Here is a 15,334-nt window from a genome sequence, read left to right as displayed (position 1 = left end):
ATCAGCAACACCACCACCCCGACCTTCGCGTGAATCCAGCCTTGCCCGCGTCCAATGCCGACCGCGAGCCACAGCCACAGTCCGCATGCGAGCGCCGGCACCGCGATGAACGTCATGAAGCGAAACAGCTTGCGCGCCATGATGAGCAACCGCGCCGTGGCGGCCGGTTCAGTCTCCATCGCCAGATTGACGAAGATGCGCGGCAGATAGAACAAGCCGGCAAACCAGGAAGCAATCAGAACGATGTGAAACGTTTTTACCCAAAGCATCAGCGGCCCTCGCGATTTGTATCGTGGAAATCAGCGCTCGTGGCGGCGCGTTCGTAGTGAAAAATGCGTGACCGACAGCACTTATCGGCGGCGTTCGCGATGAAACGCTCAGCCGGCAGGCGACTTACTGCCGGCCTTCGCCATGCCCAAGCACGATGTACTTCAGCGACGTCAGCCCTTCCAGTCCCACCGGCCCGCGCGCATGCAGCTTGTCGTTAGAAATACCGATTTCCGCGCCCAGCCCGAATTCGAAACCGTCGGCGAAACGCGTCGATGCGTTGACCATCACACTCGCCGAATCGACCTCGCGCAGGAAGCGCATGGCCCGATCGTGGTCTTCGGTGACGATGGCATCCGTGTGCTGCGAACTGTAGGTGTTGATGTGTTCGATCGCCGCGTCGAGATCGTCGACCACCTTGATCGCCAGCACCGGCGCGAGATATTCGGTGCGCCAGTCTTCTTCGGTCGCGTCGACGAGCGGGCCGACGCCCGCATGCGCGAGCACCGTACGCGCTGCGGCATCCACGCGCAGTTCGACGTCCTTGTCGCGATACAGCTTGCCCAACGGCGGCAGCACTTCGGCTGCGATGCCCCGCGCGACCAGCAGCGTCTCCATCGTATTGCACGTGCCGTAGCGGTGCGTCTTGGCGTTGTCGCAAACAGTCAGCGCCTTCGCCAGATCCGCGCGATCGTCGACGTACACGTGGCAGATGCCGTCGAGGTGCTTGATCATCGGCACGCGCGCTTCATTCATCAGGCGCTCGATCAGGCTTTTGCCACCGCGCGGCACGATCACGTCGACGTATCCGGTCATCGTGATCAGCTTGCCGACCGCGGCGCGATCCGACGTTGCGACCACTTGCACCGCGTCCTGCGGTAAACCAGCGGCTTCCAGCCCTTCGCCGATCAGCTTCGCCAATGCCGTGTTGCATTCCAGCGCTTCCGACCCACCACGCAGAATTGTCGCGTTGCCGGACTTCAGACACAGCGCGGCGGCGTCGATCGTCACGTTCGGACGCGATTCATAGATGATGCCGATCACGCCGAGCGGCACGCGCATCTGACCAACCTGAATGCCGCTGGGCCGATACTTGAGATTGCTGATCTCGCCGATCGGATCCGCCAGCGCGGCGACTTGCCGCAAGCCTTCAACCATCGTCTTCAGTGCCTTGTCCGACAGCGTCAGACGATCGATGAACGCGGCGTCGAGACCTTTTCCGCGTGCGCGGGCTACATCGCGCGCGTTGGCCTCTTTCAGCAGCGCGGCATCGCGTTCGATCGCCTGCGCAACCGCGGCAAGCGCGGCGTTTTTCGCCGCCGTCGACGCACGGGCCATCGCACGCGAAGCGTGACGGGCGCGGCGGCCGAGGTCGGTCATGTACTGGTCGATATCCATGGTGATTCTCATGATGCCGCGCACATCGAGGTGCGGCGGACAGGCAGAACTAGCGAAAGATGAAGCGATTGTAAGTCGGGTGACCGAGCTTTGCTTCAGACTGGCCTTCGGGCCGGCGCACCTGGCGCGGCACGAGGTCGTGATGGCGGCACTGGCGCTGTTTGCGGCGAAGCGACTGTCATCGCCAGTTCGAACAGGCCATCCCACGGATCGGGCGGAAGATCGTTACGATGATTGCCCGGCGTGCCGCCCGACAAACCCTTCACCTGCCGATCCAGCCGCGCCGCCAAAGCAAGCGCCTTCTCCAGCGCGCCCTCGGTGACGCGCGACAGCGCCGGCCCAATCAACCGCTCGCGCGGCCCCCACACGCGGTTCTCGCGCACCAGCATCGCGAGCGGCTTGCCCGCCGCGACGCCGCGCTTGATCCGCAACAGCGTGCGCACTTCTTCGACCACCGCCCACAGCACCAGCACGGCAGCCTCGCCTTCACCCCGCAAGCCATCGAGCATGCGCGACAAACGGCCAACATCGCCCGCGAGCATCGCCTCGTTCAGCTTGAAAACGTCATAACGGGCGACGTTCAACACGGCGTCCTGAATCTGGTCGAAGCTCAACGAGCCGGCCGGATAGAGCAGCCCGAGCTTCTGGATCTCCTGATGCGCCGCAAGCAGATTGCCTTCAACGCGCTCGGCGATGAACGCCAACGCGCGCCGCCCTTCTTCGCCGGTAACGACCCTCTGGCCCTGAGCCGCGAGCCGTTGACCGACCCAATTCGGCAACTGCGCGCGCTCAACCGGATCGATCTTCAGCGCCACACCTGCATCGGAAAGCGCAGTAAACCACGCCGACTTCTGCGTGGCCGCATCGAGCCGCGGCAGCGTGATCATCGTCAGCACGTCGTCATTCACGGCGGCGGCGAGCGCCTTCAGCGTATCCGCACCTTCCTTGCCGGGCTTGCCCGACGGAATGCGCAACTCGACCAGTTGACGGTCGCCGAACAGCGACATCGATTGACTCGCGCCCAGCAGCGAACTCCAGTCGAAACCGCGCTCGACGGTGAACACCGAGCGATCGGTAAAACCGGCTGCACGCGCCGTCGCCCGAATCCGGTCGCACGCTTCCTGCGCGAGCAGGTGCTCGTCGCCGTACACAACGTACAGTCCGGCGAGTCCCTTGGCGAGATGCGCTTCGAGCGCGTCAAGTCGCAGTTGCATGGCTACCGATCGGCGAGGTTAAACGAGTACATGCGCGCGTGCACAAGCAAGCGCAGCAAGCTAAACAAAGACACAGCACGACGCTCACAGCGGCGGCGGCGGCAACGGCGCGCGCGGCGCAACCCCCGGCACCTGCTGACCCGGCGCCGGATGCAGCGAGCGCACCAGCGATAGCCGGCGCGTAAGCTGGTCGATCGCGTCGGTCTCCATGTCCGCGAACAGGATATCGGCTTCAGCAGCCTTGGCCTGCGAGTACTGGTCGCTATAGGTCATTGCGCGGTTCAGCGCGATCACGCTCGGCGGAATCAGCACGGTGCCGTCCTTGCCGACCAGCGAGTAGGTCATCGACAGCGCCATTGCATATTCTTCGACGACACCAAGCGAGTTCAGCGTGAGCGTATTGACGCTGCGGCCCTCGCTGATCTGCAGCGTCGCGTCGGAATTCGCGACGGAACTGACCACGACCGTATCGCTACCGCCTTGCACCAGGCGCGTCAACCGCGCGCCAGCCGCGGCCGATCCGCCGGAGATAAAGAGTCGTTTGAATGCGTAGTCCTGCTGGCCGCGCAGCTGGAAGCCGCAGGCGGACAACATCAGCACGCTGCATACCAGCGTCAATAACGATCTGCGAGTCACATTGGCTCCTGGTTCGCAGTAGATTCCGCAGCGAGAGGCAAGCGCCGCCGCGCGCAGTGGCGTTTGTCTGCTGTCATGTTTCGGTGGGCTGTCAAACGACAACGTTCACGAGGCGGCCCGGCACCACGACGATCTTCTTCGGTGCCTTGCCTTCGCTGAACTTCTCGACCGCCTCATGAGCGGCAGCGAGCTTTTCAATCGCGTCACGGGAAGCATCTTTCGCCACCGTGATCGCGCCGCGCACCTTGCCGTTCACCTGCAGCACGAGTTCGATCTCGGCTTGCTCCAGCGCCTGTTCGTCGACCTTCGGCCATGCTGCGTCAAGCAGCGAGCCGAATTCGTCCGCGTAACCGAGTTCCTGCCACAACTGGAACGTCTGATGCGGCACAACCGGATACAACACACGCAGCATCACGCTGTACGTTTCGCGCAGCACCGCTGGTTGCGCGCCCTTCGCGCTGTCGAGCGCGTTGAGCATCTTCATCGCCGCCGACACTACCGTGTTGTACTGCAGCCGCTGGTAATCGAAGTCGGCCTGCTTCAGCACGCTGTAGATCTCGCGGCGCAACACCTTGTCGACTTCGCCGAGTTGCGCGGCGTCGAACTTGCCGCCGGCGCGCAGCGCAGCTTCATTCGCGTGACCGAAGCTCCACACGCGGCGCAGGAAGCGGCTCGCGCCTTCCACGCCCGAACCCGACCATTCGAGCTGCTGCTCGGGCGGTGCGGCGAACATCACGAACAGACGTGCGGTGTCCGCGCCGTGTTGATCGATCAGCAATTGCGGATCGACGCCGTTGTTCTTCGACTTCGACATTTTCTCGACGCCGCCGAGGACCACCGGCTGGCCGTCCGCGTTCAGCACGGCGCCGACCGGGCGGCCTTTGTCGTCGAACGAGACGGTGACATCGGCCGGGTTGTACCAGGTCTTCTTGCCCGCGTCGCTTTCACGGTAATAGGTTTCGTTGAGCACCATGCCCTGCGTAAGCAGGTTCTTGGCCGGCTCGCCGAACTTGATCAGGTCCATATCGCGCATCACCTTCGCCCAGAAGCGCGAATACAAGAGGTGAAGAATCGCGTGCTCGATGCCGCCGATGTATTGATCCATCGGCGCCCAGTAATCGGTACGCTTGTCGACCATGGTCTTCGCGTCCGGCGCCGCATAGCGGTAGAAGTACCAGGACGAATCGACGAAGGTGTCCATCGTATCGGTTTCGCGTTTGGCCGCGCCGCCGCAGGTCGGGCAGGCACAGTTCACGAACGCTTCAGACTTCGCGAGCGGATTGCCCGTGCCGTCCGGCACGAGGTCTTCCGGCAGCACGACCGGCAAATCTTTTTCCGGCACCGGCACGTCGCCACACTTCGGGCAATGGATGATCGGAATCGGCGTGCCCCAGTACCGCTGGCGCGACACGCCCCAGTCACGCAGACGCCACGTGATCTGCTTGTCGCCGAGGCCGAGTTCTTTCAGGTCAGCGGCGATCCGGTCGACCGCATCCGTGTAATTGAGGCCGTCGTACTTGCCGCTATTGATCAGCGTGCCGGTCTTGTCGCCGTACCATTCTTGCCAGCCATCGGTCGAGTATTCCTTGCCTTCAATGGCGACCACCTGCCTGATCGGCAGCCCGTATTTCTTCACGAACGCGAAATCGCGCTCGTCGTGTGCGGGCACGCCCATCACGGCGCCTTCGCCGTAGCTCATCAGCACGTAGTTGCCGATCCACACTTCGACCTGCTCCTGCGTCAGCGGATGCGTGACGGTGAAGCCCGTGGCCATGCCCTTCTTTTCCATCGTCGCGACGTCGGCTTCGGCGACACCGCCGCGCTTGCATTCTTCAATGAAGGCCTGCAGTTCCGGCTTGTCTTTGGCGAGGCGCGTGGCGAGCGGATGCTCGGCGGCGACCGCGCAGAAAGTCACGCCCATGATCGTGTCAGCACGCGTGGTGAACACGCGCAACAGCTTCTGTTCGCCGTCGATCTCATACGGGAAACCGAAGTTCACGCCGAAGCTCTTGCCGATCCAGTTCTGCTGCATGATCTTGACGCGCTCGGGCCAGCCGAGGCCTTCGAGGTCGTTCAGCAGTTCATCCGCGTACTGCGTGATGCGCATGTAGTACATCGGGATTTCGCGCTTTTCGATCAGCGCCCCCGAACGCCAGCCGCGACCATCGATCACCTGCTCGTTGGCGAGCACGGTCTGATCGACCGGGTCCCAGTTCACGGTACCGGTTTTCTTGTACGCAATGCCCTTTTCGAGCATCTTCAGGAACAGCCACTGATTCCACTTGTAGTAATCGGGGCTGCAGGTCGCGACCTCGCGCGACCAGTCAATTGCGAGGCCCATCGACTGCATCTGCTTCTTCATGTAAGCGATGTTGTCGTAGGTCCACTTCGCGGGCGGCACGTTATTGGCCATTGCCGCGTTTTCCGCCGGCATGCCGAACGCGTCCCAACCCATCGGCATCAGCACGTTGTAGCCGTTCATCCGCAGATAGCGGTACATCACGTCGTTGATCGTGTAGTTGCGCACGTGCCCCATGTGCAGCTTGCCCGACGGGTACGGCAGCATCGAGACGCAATAGAACTTGGGTTTGTCGGTGGTTTCCGACGTCTTGTACGCGTCGATGGCGCGCCATTGCCCTTGCGCTGCGGCTTCGACGTCGGAGGGAACGTATTTTTCGTGCATGGTGTGATGGAATCGCTGGGTTCGGTGCTTTCGCACCGGCCGCTTTGGTGCTCTGCTGGATGAAATGGCGTCGTTTCCCCTTCTGCAGGGGAAAGGGCTGATTATACCGTTCACGGACAGGTGCGCCGCGTGGCGTGCTGCGCGGGGGCAACGGGTTGCGCCGGATCGAGGCCGGCGCGGAGACGGTATTGCATGGCGCCGCGCGGCAGCAATAACGGCGGCCCACTGGCTCGTGCCCGGCGACACGATGCCAGCGTTGCTACTGGCTTGCTCCCGGCGGCGGCGGGTCAGTAACGAAGCCGATCCGCTCGAGTCCGGCCTGCTGCGCTGCGCCCATCACCTGCGCGATCACCTCATAGCGCGTGGAGCGCTCGGCGCGCAACTGGATCTCCGGCTGATCGGCCTGTTTGGCCGCCTCGACGAATTGCGCGCGCATCTGCTGCAGCGTAATGACGGTGCCGTTCCAGTACAGCTTGCCGGCGGCATCGATCGAAAGAGAAATGGTTTGCGGCGTTTGCCGTGCGGGCGCTGCCGCGACTCTGGGCAAATCGAGCCGGATCGCGTGCGTGAATAAAGGCGCGGTAATGATAAAAATCACCAGCAACACGAGCATCACGTCGATCAACGGCGTCATGTTGATCTCGGCCATCGGCGCGGCCGTCTGCTTTTTCTCGAGTCCGCCGAATGCCATGTCGCCTCCTTCTCTCTTCTCGCCGCAGCGCCGCGCTTAGTGGGTCCGTGCCTGGACTTGCTGAGGCTGGGGTCGTGGCTGATCCGCTGGCGCGCACACATAGGCATGCAGATCGTGCGCAAAGCCATCGAGTTCTTCAGTCAACTGCCGCACGAGGCGCCCGAGCACGTTATAGGCGAGCACCGCCGGAATCGCGACCACGAGGCCGAAGGCCGTCATGATCAGCGCCTCCCCGACCGGACCCGCAACGTTTTCGATCTGCGCCTGACCGCTCGCCGCAATGCTGCCGAGCGCGTGATAGATGCCCCAAACGGTGCCGAGCAGGCCGACAAACGGCGCCGTGCTGCCCACCGACGCCAGCAGCACCTGACCGAACTCGAGCCTTCGCTGCGACGCGTTGAGCGCCTGACGCAGCGCTCTCAGCACCCGTTCGCCGCGCTCGACGCGCGCGAGCAGCGCGCCGGGAATGTCCACTTCGGCTGCGTGCAGCGCGGCTTCGGCGAGCGGCGTGAAGACGCGCTCGCGGTCCACACGCCTCAATGCCGCGACACCGTCCGACAACGTCGACGCCTGCCAGAACTGCGCAATCGCCGGCGTGGCCTGACGTTTGGCGCGCGTGAGAATCCAGCTTTTGACGATCAGAAAGCACCAGCTCGCAATCGACATAGCCAGCAGCACATACGCGACGCCGTGCGTGATCGCGTCGCTGGTTTCCAGGTAATGAATGATGCCGCTGCTGCCTGCCATCTGACCTCGCCGTGGGAAAGTGATTACAGGGTGCTACAAAGGAGCAAAGCGGGGCCGCAACCGGCCCCGTGACACGCTCAACGCAGACCGAGCACGTCCTGCATGTCGAAGAAGCCGTTCTTGTGGCCTTCGAGGAAACGTACAGCACGAAGCGCGCCTTGCGCATACGACAGACGGCTCGCCGATTTGTGCGTGATTTCGATACGCTCGCCGATGCCCGCGAACAGCACCGTATGATCGCCGACGATGTCGCCACCGCGAATCGCCGAAAAGCCGATCGTGGACGGATCGCGTTCGCCGGTCACGCCTTCGCGGCTGTAGACCGCGCAGTCGTCGAGATTGCGGCCGAGCGCGTTGGCGATCACTTCGCCCATGGTCAGCGCGGTGCCGGAGGGCGCGTCGACCTTGTGACGGTGATGCGCCTCGATGATTTCAATGTCGTAGCCGGTCGCGAAATGCTTCGCGGCGAATTCGAGCAGCTTCAGCGTGACATTGACGCCCACGCTCATGTTCGACGAAAACATGATGGCGATCTTGTCCGCTGCGGCGCGCAGTTGCGCTTTCTGTTCGTTGTCGAAACCGGTCGTGCCGATCACCATTTTGACGTTGTGGCGCTGCGCCGCTTCCAGATGCACCAGCGTGCCTTCGGGGCGCGTGAAGTCGATCAGGTAGTCGGATTCGGCGAACACGCGCTCGATGTCGTCCGTCAGCAGCACGCCCGTCTGTTTGCCCAGAAACGCGCCGGCGTCCTGACCGAGTTGCGGGGAGTCCGCACGGTCGAGCGCGCCGGACAGCGTGGCGCCGGAGTCGTTGAGAACGGTTTCGATGAGCATCCGGCCCATACGGCCCGATGCGCCAGCAATGGCAATTTTCATGGCTACGAGGGTTCGAAAAGGCAAAACCCGGCAAATGCGGGCAAAAGCGGCGGCGGGCAGCACACCCGGGCGCCACGCATACAGAAACAGACAACCTGCACAGGTACGGCAGAAAGGCTGACGGGCGCTGCACACGGCGCGGTGCCCGTGTGCAGCACCCGTCTTAAGACAGGGACAGCGCGATTAGCCGCCCGTTCCCGAAGTCGGCGAAGCGGTCAGCGGCGCGTTCAACGTCGGGCGGCTGCTGCTTTGCGGGCCGGTCGGTCCCACCGGATTCTCCTGCGTGCCCGGAACTTGCGGCGGCGGAGGACGGTGGAACTGAAACTGCGGCTGCCCGGCGGAGGTCGGACCCTGCGACGGAATACCGCCGCCATTCGCAGTCGGCGCTGTAGAGCGTACTGACGACTGCGCCTTCCCAGACGGCGATTGCACCGCGTTGGTCAACCGATTGGCGGCCTGCGCGGCTTCGGCGTTGGCGTCTGTTGACGGCGCGGCCGCTGCGGCAGCGCCGTCGACGGACGGCGAGCGCGTGGTGTCCACGGCAGTTGGCGCCGCAGCTACCGGCGCGCTGGCGCCAGTAGCTGCGCTTGCTACGTTCGGCACGGCGGCTTTCTTCTTGCCGAGCTTGTCACCGTCGATTTCTGCCAGTAATTCGAGGTTGGACGGCAGATCTTCGCCACCCGTCCAGCTGGCGACGCGGTCGCCCGCGAACAGGACCACGAAGTCGCGCTGCTGCACGACGTTAGTCGAGCCGCGCTTGAAATAGAACACGTAGTCCCAGCGGTCCGCATGGAACATGTCGGTCAGCAAGGGCGTGCCAAGCAACTGCTTCACCTGCACCCGCGACATGCCGACCTGCATCTGCGCAGCCGCTTCTTTCGAAACGAAATTGCCTTGCACCACTGTAATACGGTACGGCGTAATGCTTTGGGCAACGCGTTGCGTCAGGCTGTCGTAAGTGGAACACCCGGCAAGAACCGCGACAGTCGCAACAGCGATCAAGGTACCCCGCATGCGGCTCCCCCGGTAGATCAATTGAGATTTTGAAATCATTTCACTCACCGTGCGGGCCCGCTAACGAGCCGCGCGAGTTTCATTCCATCGAAGATGACCAGAACGGCAAAAACACATTACTATGAGAGCCCAGCATTGTACTCTAGGGATCCCTTGTCATGACCAATCCAACCGATCTCAAGAATATCGGGCTCAAGGCGACCCTTCCGCGCCTCAAAATCCTTGAGATTTTCCAGCATAGCCCAGTGCGTCACCTGACTGCAGAAGACGTCTACCGCAACCTGTTGCACGAAGAACTCGATATCGGCCTGGCAACCGTGTATCGCGTGCTGACGCAGTTCGAGCAGGCCGGTCTGCTCTCGCGCAGCAATTTCGAATCGGGCAAAGCGGTGTTCGAACTGAACGAAGGGTCGCATCACGACCACCTCGTTTGCCTCGACTGCGGGCTCGTTGAAGAGTTTTTCGACTCCGAAATCGAGAGTCGTCAGCAATCCATCGCGAAGGACCGCGGCTTCAAGCTTCAGGAACACGCGTTAGCGCTGTACGGCGCGTGTACCAAGGAGAATTGCCCGCATCGCAAGCACTGAGGTTGAATCAGTGCGATGCCGGCCGCGTCGGGGTGCGCGGTTCGGTGAGCAACGAAAAAACCCGGCCGATTTTCATCGGCCGGGTTTTTTTATGGGTGCGACGCTCCGGCCGCGCTGAGACGCCAGCGCCTCGTCGCATGTGGGGCATTGCCGCCGCATGCCGACGCCAGCCTATTCGGCCAACTCGACGCTCGCCTCAAATAGCAGCCGCCAGGGCTCGGCCAATGACAACTCGTCGCAATTGGGCTGCTCGCCGCCACGATCCACCACCACAAAACCGCTTACCCGATCGAGCGCAAGCAGCGGATGGTGCCAAACACCTTTCGCGTAGTTCACGCCCTGCCAGCCGTCGCTCCAGAACGCCCGCATGCGCGCCGGATCGAACTCGCCCGCCGGCGCGACGACCACCAGATAGCGGCACTCCGTTAAGGGAATGAAAGCCTGGCTGCCCAGCGGATGCCGCTCCATCATCGTGATTTCGATCGGCAGCGCGCGCGGTTGCGCCCGAAACAGATTGATCAGCGGCCGCCCGCCGTTTTCCGTTACGTCGACTTCCGCGAGGTCGTGATAGCGCTCGGTTGTGCCGCCATTGATTGGAAAATGGCGCGCGCCGTCCAGTTCGATGACGTCGCCGAACGGCCCGAAGGCCGCGCGCGTCAGAGGTTCCAGGTGCAAAGTCTTCATCGACGCGACTCCGTTATGCGATTTCGCCCCACAAACGCAGGCGCGATACGCCGCCATCCGGGAAGATATTGAAACGCACGTGCGTCACCGGCCCGAGCGGGGCGATGTCGTCCGCGAACGTGTGCACGTGGTCCATCTGCAGCTTCTGTTCGCCGAGCAGCACCGGCCAGAACATCGCCTGCGTGACGAGCGAATCGTCCGTGCCGCCGGTCACCGAGGCTGCCTGCAGCGAACAGCGATCGGGGTAATTGCCCTTGAAATGCGCCGTATCCACTTCGATTTTGCGAATCACACCCGGCCGCGCGAGCGCGACGATCGCCCAGTCGTTGCCTGGCTCGCGACGGCGCCGCGTTTCCCAGCCATCGCCCATATTGACGCCGCGGCCCGGCATCAGCATCTGCGAGGCCGGCCCGAAATGCTGGTTGTTCGCGGCGACGAGGTACGCGCCGTTTTCGATCGCGGCGAGATCCAGCAGCGTGCCGCGCTCGACGCTCTCCCAGTCGCGCTTCGGCTGGCCGTACACGCGCAAACGCGCGAGACCGCCGTCCGGATACAGATTCACGCGCAGATGGGTGAAGGCGCGGGCGTCGTTCACTTCGACGTAATGGTGGTGGTTGCCCTGCAGCGTGGTAGCCGGTACGAGCGCTTGCCAGTCGGCGTTGTCCGGCGGAACGTCGCCGTCCACGTAGCACGCGTCGATTGAAGCAGCCGGCGGGAAATTGCCGGTGAAGTGACTCGTGTCCAGATCGACGCCATACACGACGCCTGGCCGCGCGAGCCGGATCACGCAGTAGTCATGGCCGGTGGTCCGCTTGCGGCGCGTTTCCCAGCCGTCCATCCATTTGCCGTGGTCGTCGTACTTGCCGGGAATGAACACCGCCGGCTGCGGCTCAAGCATGCGTTCTTTCGGCGCGAAGAATTCGTCGCTCGCATGGAGCGCCTGCGCGCCCAGACGCGGGTCGGCGAGGTTCATGTAGCGACGGGTGAAAGCGGGAGCGTTGGGGTCGAGGATCGGATTAGCCATAGTCTCAGTCAGGCGACGAAAGGTGAGGAAGAGCCGGCGGAGTCAACGCATCCGCCGGGGCAGAACGCGCGCTGCGTGGGCGCGCTGATGAATGGCGATAGGTCTGGCCGCAGGGCGACGTGACTGCGCCTGGTCAGACCGCCGGTACGTGTTCGCCGACAGTGGGCTCGGCACCTGCGTCTTCGCCTGCGGGCACGTAGCGCATCGCTTCGTCACGGTTCAGCACGCGATGAGCGCGCGCCCGATCGATATCGTTTTCCCACACCGCGACCACCACCGTTGCGACGCAGTTGCCGATCAGGTTGGTCAGCGCGCGGGCAATCCCGACGAACCAGTCGACCGGCAGAATCAGCACGAGGCCGAGCACGGGGATCGCCGGAATCGCGGACAGCGTCGCCGCCAGAATCACAATCGCCGAGCCTGGAATGCCGTGCGCGCCCTTCGACGTCACCAGCGATACCAGCACCACCACGATCAGATCGTGGATCGACAACGGCGTATTGGTGGCCTGCGCGATGAAAATCACCGCAAGCGTCAAATAGATGGAGAAGCCATCGAGATTGAAGGAGTAGCCAGTCGGAATCACCAGGCCGACGGTCGAATCCTTGACGCCCATCCATTCGAGTTTGCGCATGATCTGCGGCAGCACGGCATCGGACGAAGCGGTGCCAAGCACGATCGACAGTTCTTCGCGCAGATAGCGGATCAACTTGAAGATGCTGAAGCCGGCCAGCCGCATCACCACGCCCAGCACGACCACCACGAACACAAAGCAGCTCGCGTAGAACACCAGCACCAGCATGCCGAGTTGCTTGAGCGACTCGACGCCATACGTACCGGTCGTGAACGCAATCGCACCGAGCACGCCGAGCGGCGCGAGCTTGATGATGAAACCCATCACACGGAAAAACACCTGCGAAAGCTCGTCGATCAAGCTGCTCACGCGCTGTGCCTTATTGCCCAGCAGCGACAGCGCCGAGCCGAACAGCACCGAAAACACGAGGATTTGCAGAATGTCACCGGTCGCGAATGCGTTGATCGCCGTGTCGGGGATGATCTTCAGCAGGAAGCCGGCCGTGTCCTTGAGGCTCTTCGCGTTCTCGGTGTAGGTCGACAGCGAAGCGGGGTCGAGCGAATGCAGATTAATGTTCATGCCGACGCCAGGCCGCGTTGCGTAGGCCAGCACCGCGCCGATCACGAGCGCAATCGTCGTCATGGCCTCGAAGTAGATCACCGCCTTCAATCCAACGCGGCCGACTTTGCGCAGATCGCCGGCGTGCGCCATGCCGCTCACCACCACGCAGAAGACGATCGGGCCGATCACCATCTTGATCAGCTTGAGAAAGCCGTCGCCGAGCGGGCGCAGCGATTGGGCGAAATGCGGGAACACGGCGCCGATCACGATGCCCGCTACCAGCGCTATGACGACCCGGCCAAACAGTGAATTGAAGAATTTCAACACGGCTTCCTCCTGGTTACGATTCGCATCTGTTCAGACTGGTCCGACCAGTTCTGTTATGGCAAATAGTAGGAAGCCGATATACTGACGTCAAGGATTCAAAGCACCGTGTTTACCCGTCTTTTTCTTCACGTTTCGGGGCCGGATTGTGCGTGTATCACGATGCTCGTACGAGCGTTCGGAACGCGTATTACAATGCTGGTCAGACCGCGCACCCGAGTGAGCCACGATGAAAAACGTTCCGCATACCGTCACTGATGCCGCCATCGCGACCATCCGCGAACGGATCGAAGCGGGCGTCTATCCGGTGGGCAGTTTGTTGCCGGCGCAGCGCCAGCTCTCCGAAGAACTGGCGATCAGCCGCGCATCGCTACGCGAGGCGCTCTCAACGCTCGAAGCGCTCGGCCTGCTGATGATCCGGCCTGGCAAGGGCGTGTATGTGGAAAGTGCGCAGGCCACGGCCGCGCAATCGTGGCGCTTCGCGGAGCAGTCGTCGCTGCCGGACACGTACCAGATGCGCTTCGCGCTGGAAGGCTTTATCGCGCGCATGGCGGCGCTGGCCGTGAGCGATTCCGACCTCGCCTGGTTCGAGGACAACATCACAGCCATGCAGACGGCGCTCGCCTGCGACGAACTCGACGAAGCCGCCCGCCTCGACTACGACTTCCACATGCGCATTGTGAGCATTGCGGGCAACGCGGCGATCGAGTCGATCCTGAGCAGTAGCGCGGACATCATGAAGGAAAGCCAGCGGATGCCGTTCTACCGGCGCGAGCTGGTGCTGTCTACGTACACCGAGCATCGGGCAATTCTCGACGCGCTTAAGGCGCGTAATTCCGCCGCCGCCGGCAACGCAATCGAAACCCATATCTCGAACGCCGCGCAGCGCGCCGGCGTCTACTTTCCGACACCGCAGGCGTAAAAAAAGCCGCTCCGAAGAGCGGCTTTTGCGGTTGCCCTGCAGGCCCTAACAAAGCCGCGGGGCAAGCGAAGCGAAACAGCTTACTTAGCGTTGGCCAGCGCCACAGCCGTGTCCAGCATGCGGTTCGAGAAGCCCCACTCGTTGTCGTACCAGCTCGACACCTTCACCAGGCGGCCCGACACCTTGGTCAGCGTGGAGTCGAACGTCGACGAAGCCGGGTTGTGGTTGAAGTCGATCGAGACCAGCGGCGCCGTGTTGTAGCCGAGGATGCCCTTGAGCGAGCCTTCCGATGCTTCCTTCATGATCGCGTTGACTTCCTCGACCGTCGTGTCGCGCGCGGCGATGAACGACAGGTCGACGATCGACACGTTGATCGTCGGGACGCGAATCGCGTAGCCGTCCAGCTTGCCGTTCAGTTCCGGCAGCACGAGGCCGACTGCCGACGCTGCGCCGGTCTTGGCCGGGATCTGGCTGTGCGTGGCCGAGCGCGCGCGGCGCAGGTCTTCGTGATACACGTCCGTCAGAACCTGGTCGTTCGTGTACGCGTGGATCGTGGTCATCAGACCATTCACGAGGCCAATCTTGTCGTTCAGCGGCTTGACGAGAGGGGCCAGGCAGTTGGTCGTGCACGATGCGTTCGAGATCACCGTGTCCGAAGCCTTCAGCACATGATGGTTCACGCCGTAGACGATCGTTGCGTCGACGTCTTTACCGCCCGGCGCCGAGATGATCACCTTCTTTGCGCCGCCCCTGATGTGCGCGCTCGCCTTTTCCTTGGTCGTGAAAAAGCCCGTGCATTCCAGCACGATGTCGACGTTCAGCTCGCCCCACGGCAGTTCTGCCGGGTTGCGATTGGCCAGCACGCGGATCTTGTCGCCGTTGACGACCAGGTAGTCGCCGTCCACCGACACTTCGCCCGGGAACTTGCCATGGGCCGTGTCGTACTGCGTCAGGTGAGCGTTGGTCCTGGCATCGCCAAGATCGTTGATGGCGACGATTTCGATATCGTGCTTCTTGCCGTTTTCATAGAAGGCGCGCAGCGTGTTGCGGCCGATCCGGCCGTAGCCGTTGATTGCGACGCGAATCGTCATGGTCTATCTCCTGATGGCTGAAAAAAAATCGTCCATATTGGT

The 15,334-nt window shown here is 62.7% G+C and carries 15 protein-coding genes; 2 read left to right on the top strand and 13 right to left on the bottom strand.

The features are described from left to right. The 9 genes from VFE81_RS04625 to VFE81_RS04585 all read right to left on the bottom strand — a co-directional run. Positions 1–269, bottom strand: a 269-nt coding sequence (locus VFE81_RS04625; protein WP_325043466.1) for a CopD family protein, incomplete at its 3' end; no start/stop codon positions are given. A 124-nt stretch (positions 270–393) separates the two neighbouring features. Further along, on the bottom strand, positions 394–1,665 hold the full coding sequence (locus tag VFE81_RS04620) for a glutamate-5-semialdehyde dehydrogenase (RefSeq protein WP_325043465.1): 1,272 nt from the start codon (positions 1,663–1,665) through the stop codon (positions 394–396). A 95-nt stretch (positions 1,666–1,760) separates the two neighbouring features. Beyond that, positions 1,761–2,879, bottom strand: a complete 1,119-nt coding sequence (gene holA / locus VFE81_RS04615; RefSeq protein WP_325043464.1) for a DNA polymerase III subunit delta — start codon at positions 2,877–2,879, stop codon at positions 1,761–1,763. A gap of 84 nt (positions 2,880–2,963) precedes the next feature. Beyond that, positions 2,964–3,515: an LPS assembly lipoprotein LptE gene (gene lptE / locus VFE81_RS04610; RefSeq protein ID WP_325043462.1), complete on the bottom strand. Its 552-nt coding sequence runs from the start codon at positions 3,513–3,515 to the stop codon at positions 2,964–2,966. A gap of 91 nt (positions 3,516–3,606) precedes the next feature. Beyond that, positions 3,607–6,198 carry a leucine--tRNA ligase gene (leuS, locus tag VFE81_RS04605; RefSeq protein WP_325043461.1) on the bottom strand — a complete coding sequence of 864 codons (2,592 nt, stop codon included), beginning with the start codon at positions 6,196–6,198 and terminating at the stop codon, positions 3,607–3,609. A gap of 259 nt (positions 6,199–6,457) precedes the next feature. After that, a complete protein-coding gene (locus VFE81_RS04600) occupies positions 6,458–6,889 on the bottom strand; it encodes a biopolymer transporter ExbD (RefSeq protein ID WP_325043460.1) in 432 nt (143 codons plus the stop codon). 36 nt (positions 6,890–6,925) lie between these two features. Further along, a complete protein-coding gene (locus VFE81_RS04595; RefSeq protein ID WP_325043459.1) occupies positions 6,926–7,636 on the bottom strand; it encodes a MotA/TolQ/ExbB proton channel family protein in 711 nt (236 codons plus the stop codon). A 77-nt stretch (positions 7,637–7,713) separates the two neighbouring features. Further along, positions 7,714–8,511 (bottom strand): 4-hydroxy-tetrahydrodipicolinate reductase, encoded by a 798-nt coding sequence (gene dapB, locus VFE81_RS04590; protein ID WP_325043458.1) that lies wholly within the window; start codon positions 8,509–8,511, stop codon positions 7,714–7,716. A 183-nt stretch (positions 8,512–8,694) separates the two neighbouring features. Continuing rightward, on the bottom strand, positions 8,695–9,525 hold the full coding sequence (locus VFE81_RS04585; RefSeq protein ID WP_325043457.1) for an outer membrane protein assembly factor BamE: 831 nt from the start codon (positions 9,523–9,525) through the stop codon (positions 8,695–8,697). A gap of 158 nt (positions 9,526–9,683) precedes the next feature. On the opposite strand from VFE81_RS04585, the gene fur reads away from it, so the two are divergent. Beyond that, a complete protein-coding gene (gene fur, locus VFE81_RS04580; RefSeq protein ID WP_325043456.1) occupies positions 9,684–10,112 on the top strand; it encodes a ferric iron uptake transcriptional regulator in 429 nt (142 codons plus the stop codon). 171 nt (positions 10,113–10,283) lie between these two features. Here fur and VFE81_RS04575 read toward each other — a convergent pair whose 3' ends face one another. The 3 genes from VFE81_RS04575 to VFE81_RS04565 form a co-directional block, all read right to left on the bottom strand. Next, positions 10,284–10,796 (bottom strand): ureidoglycolate lyase, encoded by a 513-nt coding sequence (locus VFE81_RS04575; protein WP_325043455.1) that lies wholly within the window; start codon positions 10,794–10,796, stop codon positions 10,284–10,286. 13 nt (positions 10,797–10,809) lie between these two features. Next, a complete protein-coding gene (alc, locus tag VFE81_RS04570) occupies positions 10,810–11,820 on the bottom strand; it encodes an allantoicase (protein WP_325043454.1) in 1,011 nt (336 codons plus the stop codon). A gap of 133 nt (positions 11,821–11,953) precedes the next feature. After that, the gene (locus tag VFE81_RS04565; protein ID WP_325043453.1) at positions 11,954–13,282 is read right to left on the bottom strand and encodes a C4-dicarboxylate transporter DctA; all 1,329 of its coding nucleotides are present in this window, start codon (positions 13,280–13,282) and stop codon (positions 11,954–11,956) included. Positions 13,283–13,508: 226 nt separating this feature from the next. Between VFE81_RS04565 and VFE81_RS04560 the strand changes: the two genes are divergently transcribed. Beyond that, positions 13,509–14,201, top strand: a complete 693-nt coding sequence (locus VFE81_RS04560) for a FadR/GntR family transcriptional regulator (protein WP_325043452.1) — start codon at positions 13,509–13,511, stop codon at positions 14,199–14,201. Between the two features lie 80 nt (positions 14,202–14,281). On the opposite strand, the gene gap is transcribed toward VFE81_RS04560, so the two are convergent. Beyond that, positions 14,282–15,292, bottom strand: coding sequence for a type I glyceraldehyde-3-phosphate dehydrogenase (gene gap / locus VFE81_RS04555; RefSeq protein ID WP_325043451.1), 1,011 nt, complete (start codon positions 15,290–15,292; stop codon positions 14,282–14,284). Positions 15,293–15,334: the final 42 nt, after the last annotated feature.

It is taken from the genome of Paraburkholderia sp., from assembly GCF_035656215.1.
Classification (GTDB): Bacteria; Pseudomonadota; Gammaproteobacteria; order Burkholderiales; family Burkholderiaceae; genus Paraburkholderia.
The sequence above is the reverse complement of the archived record's forward strand: the minus strand, read 5'-3'. Positions and strand labels throughout refer to the sequence as shown.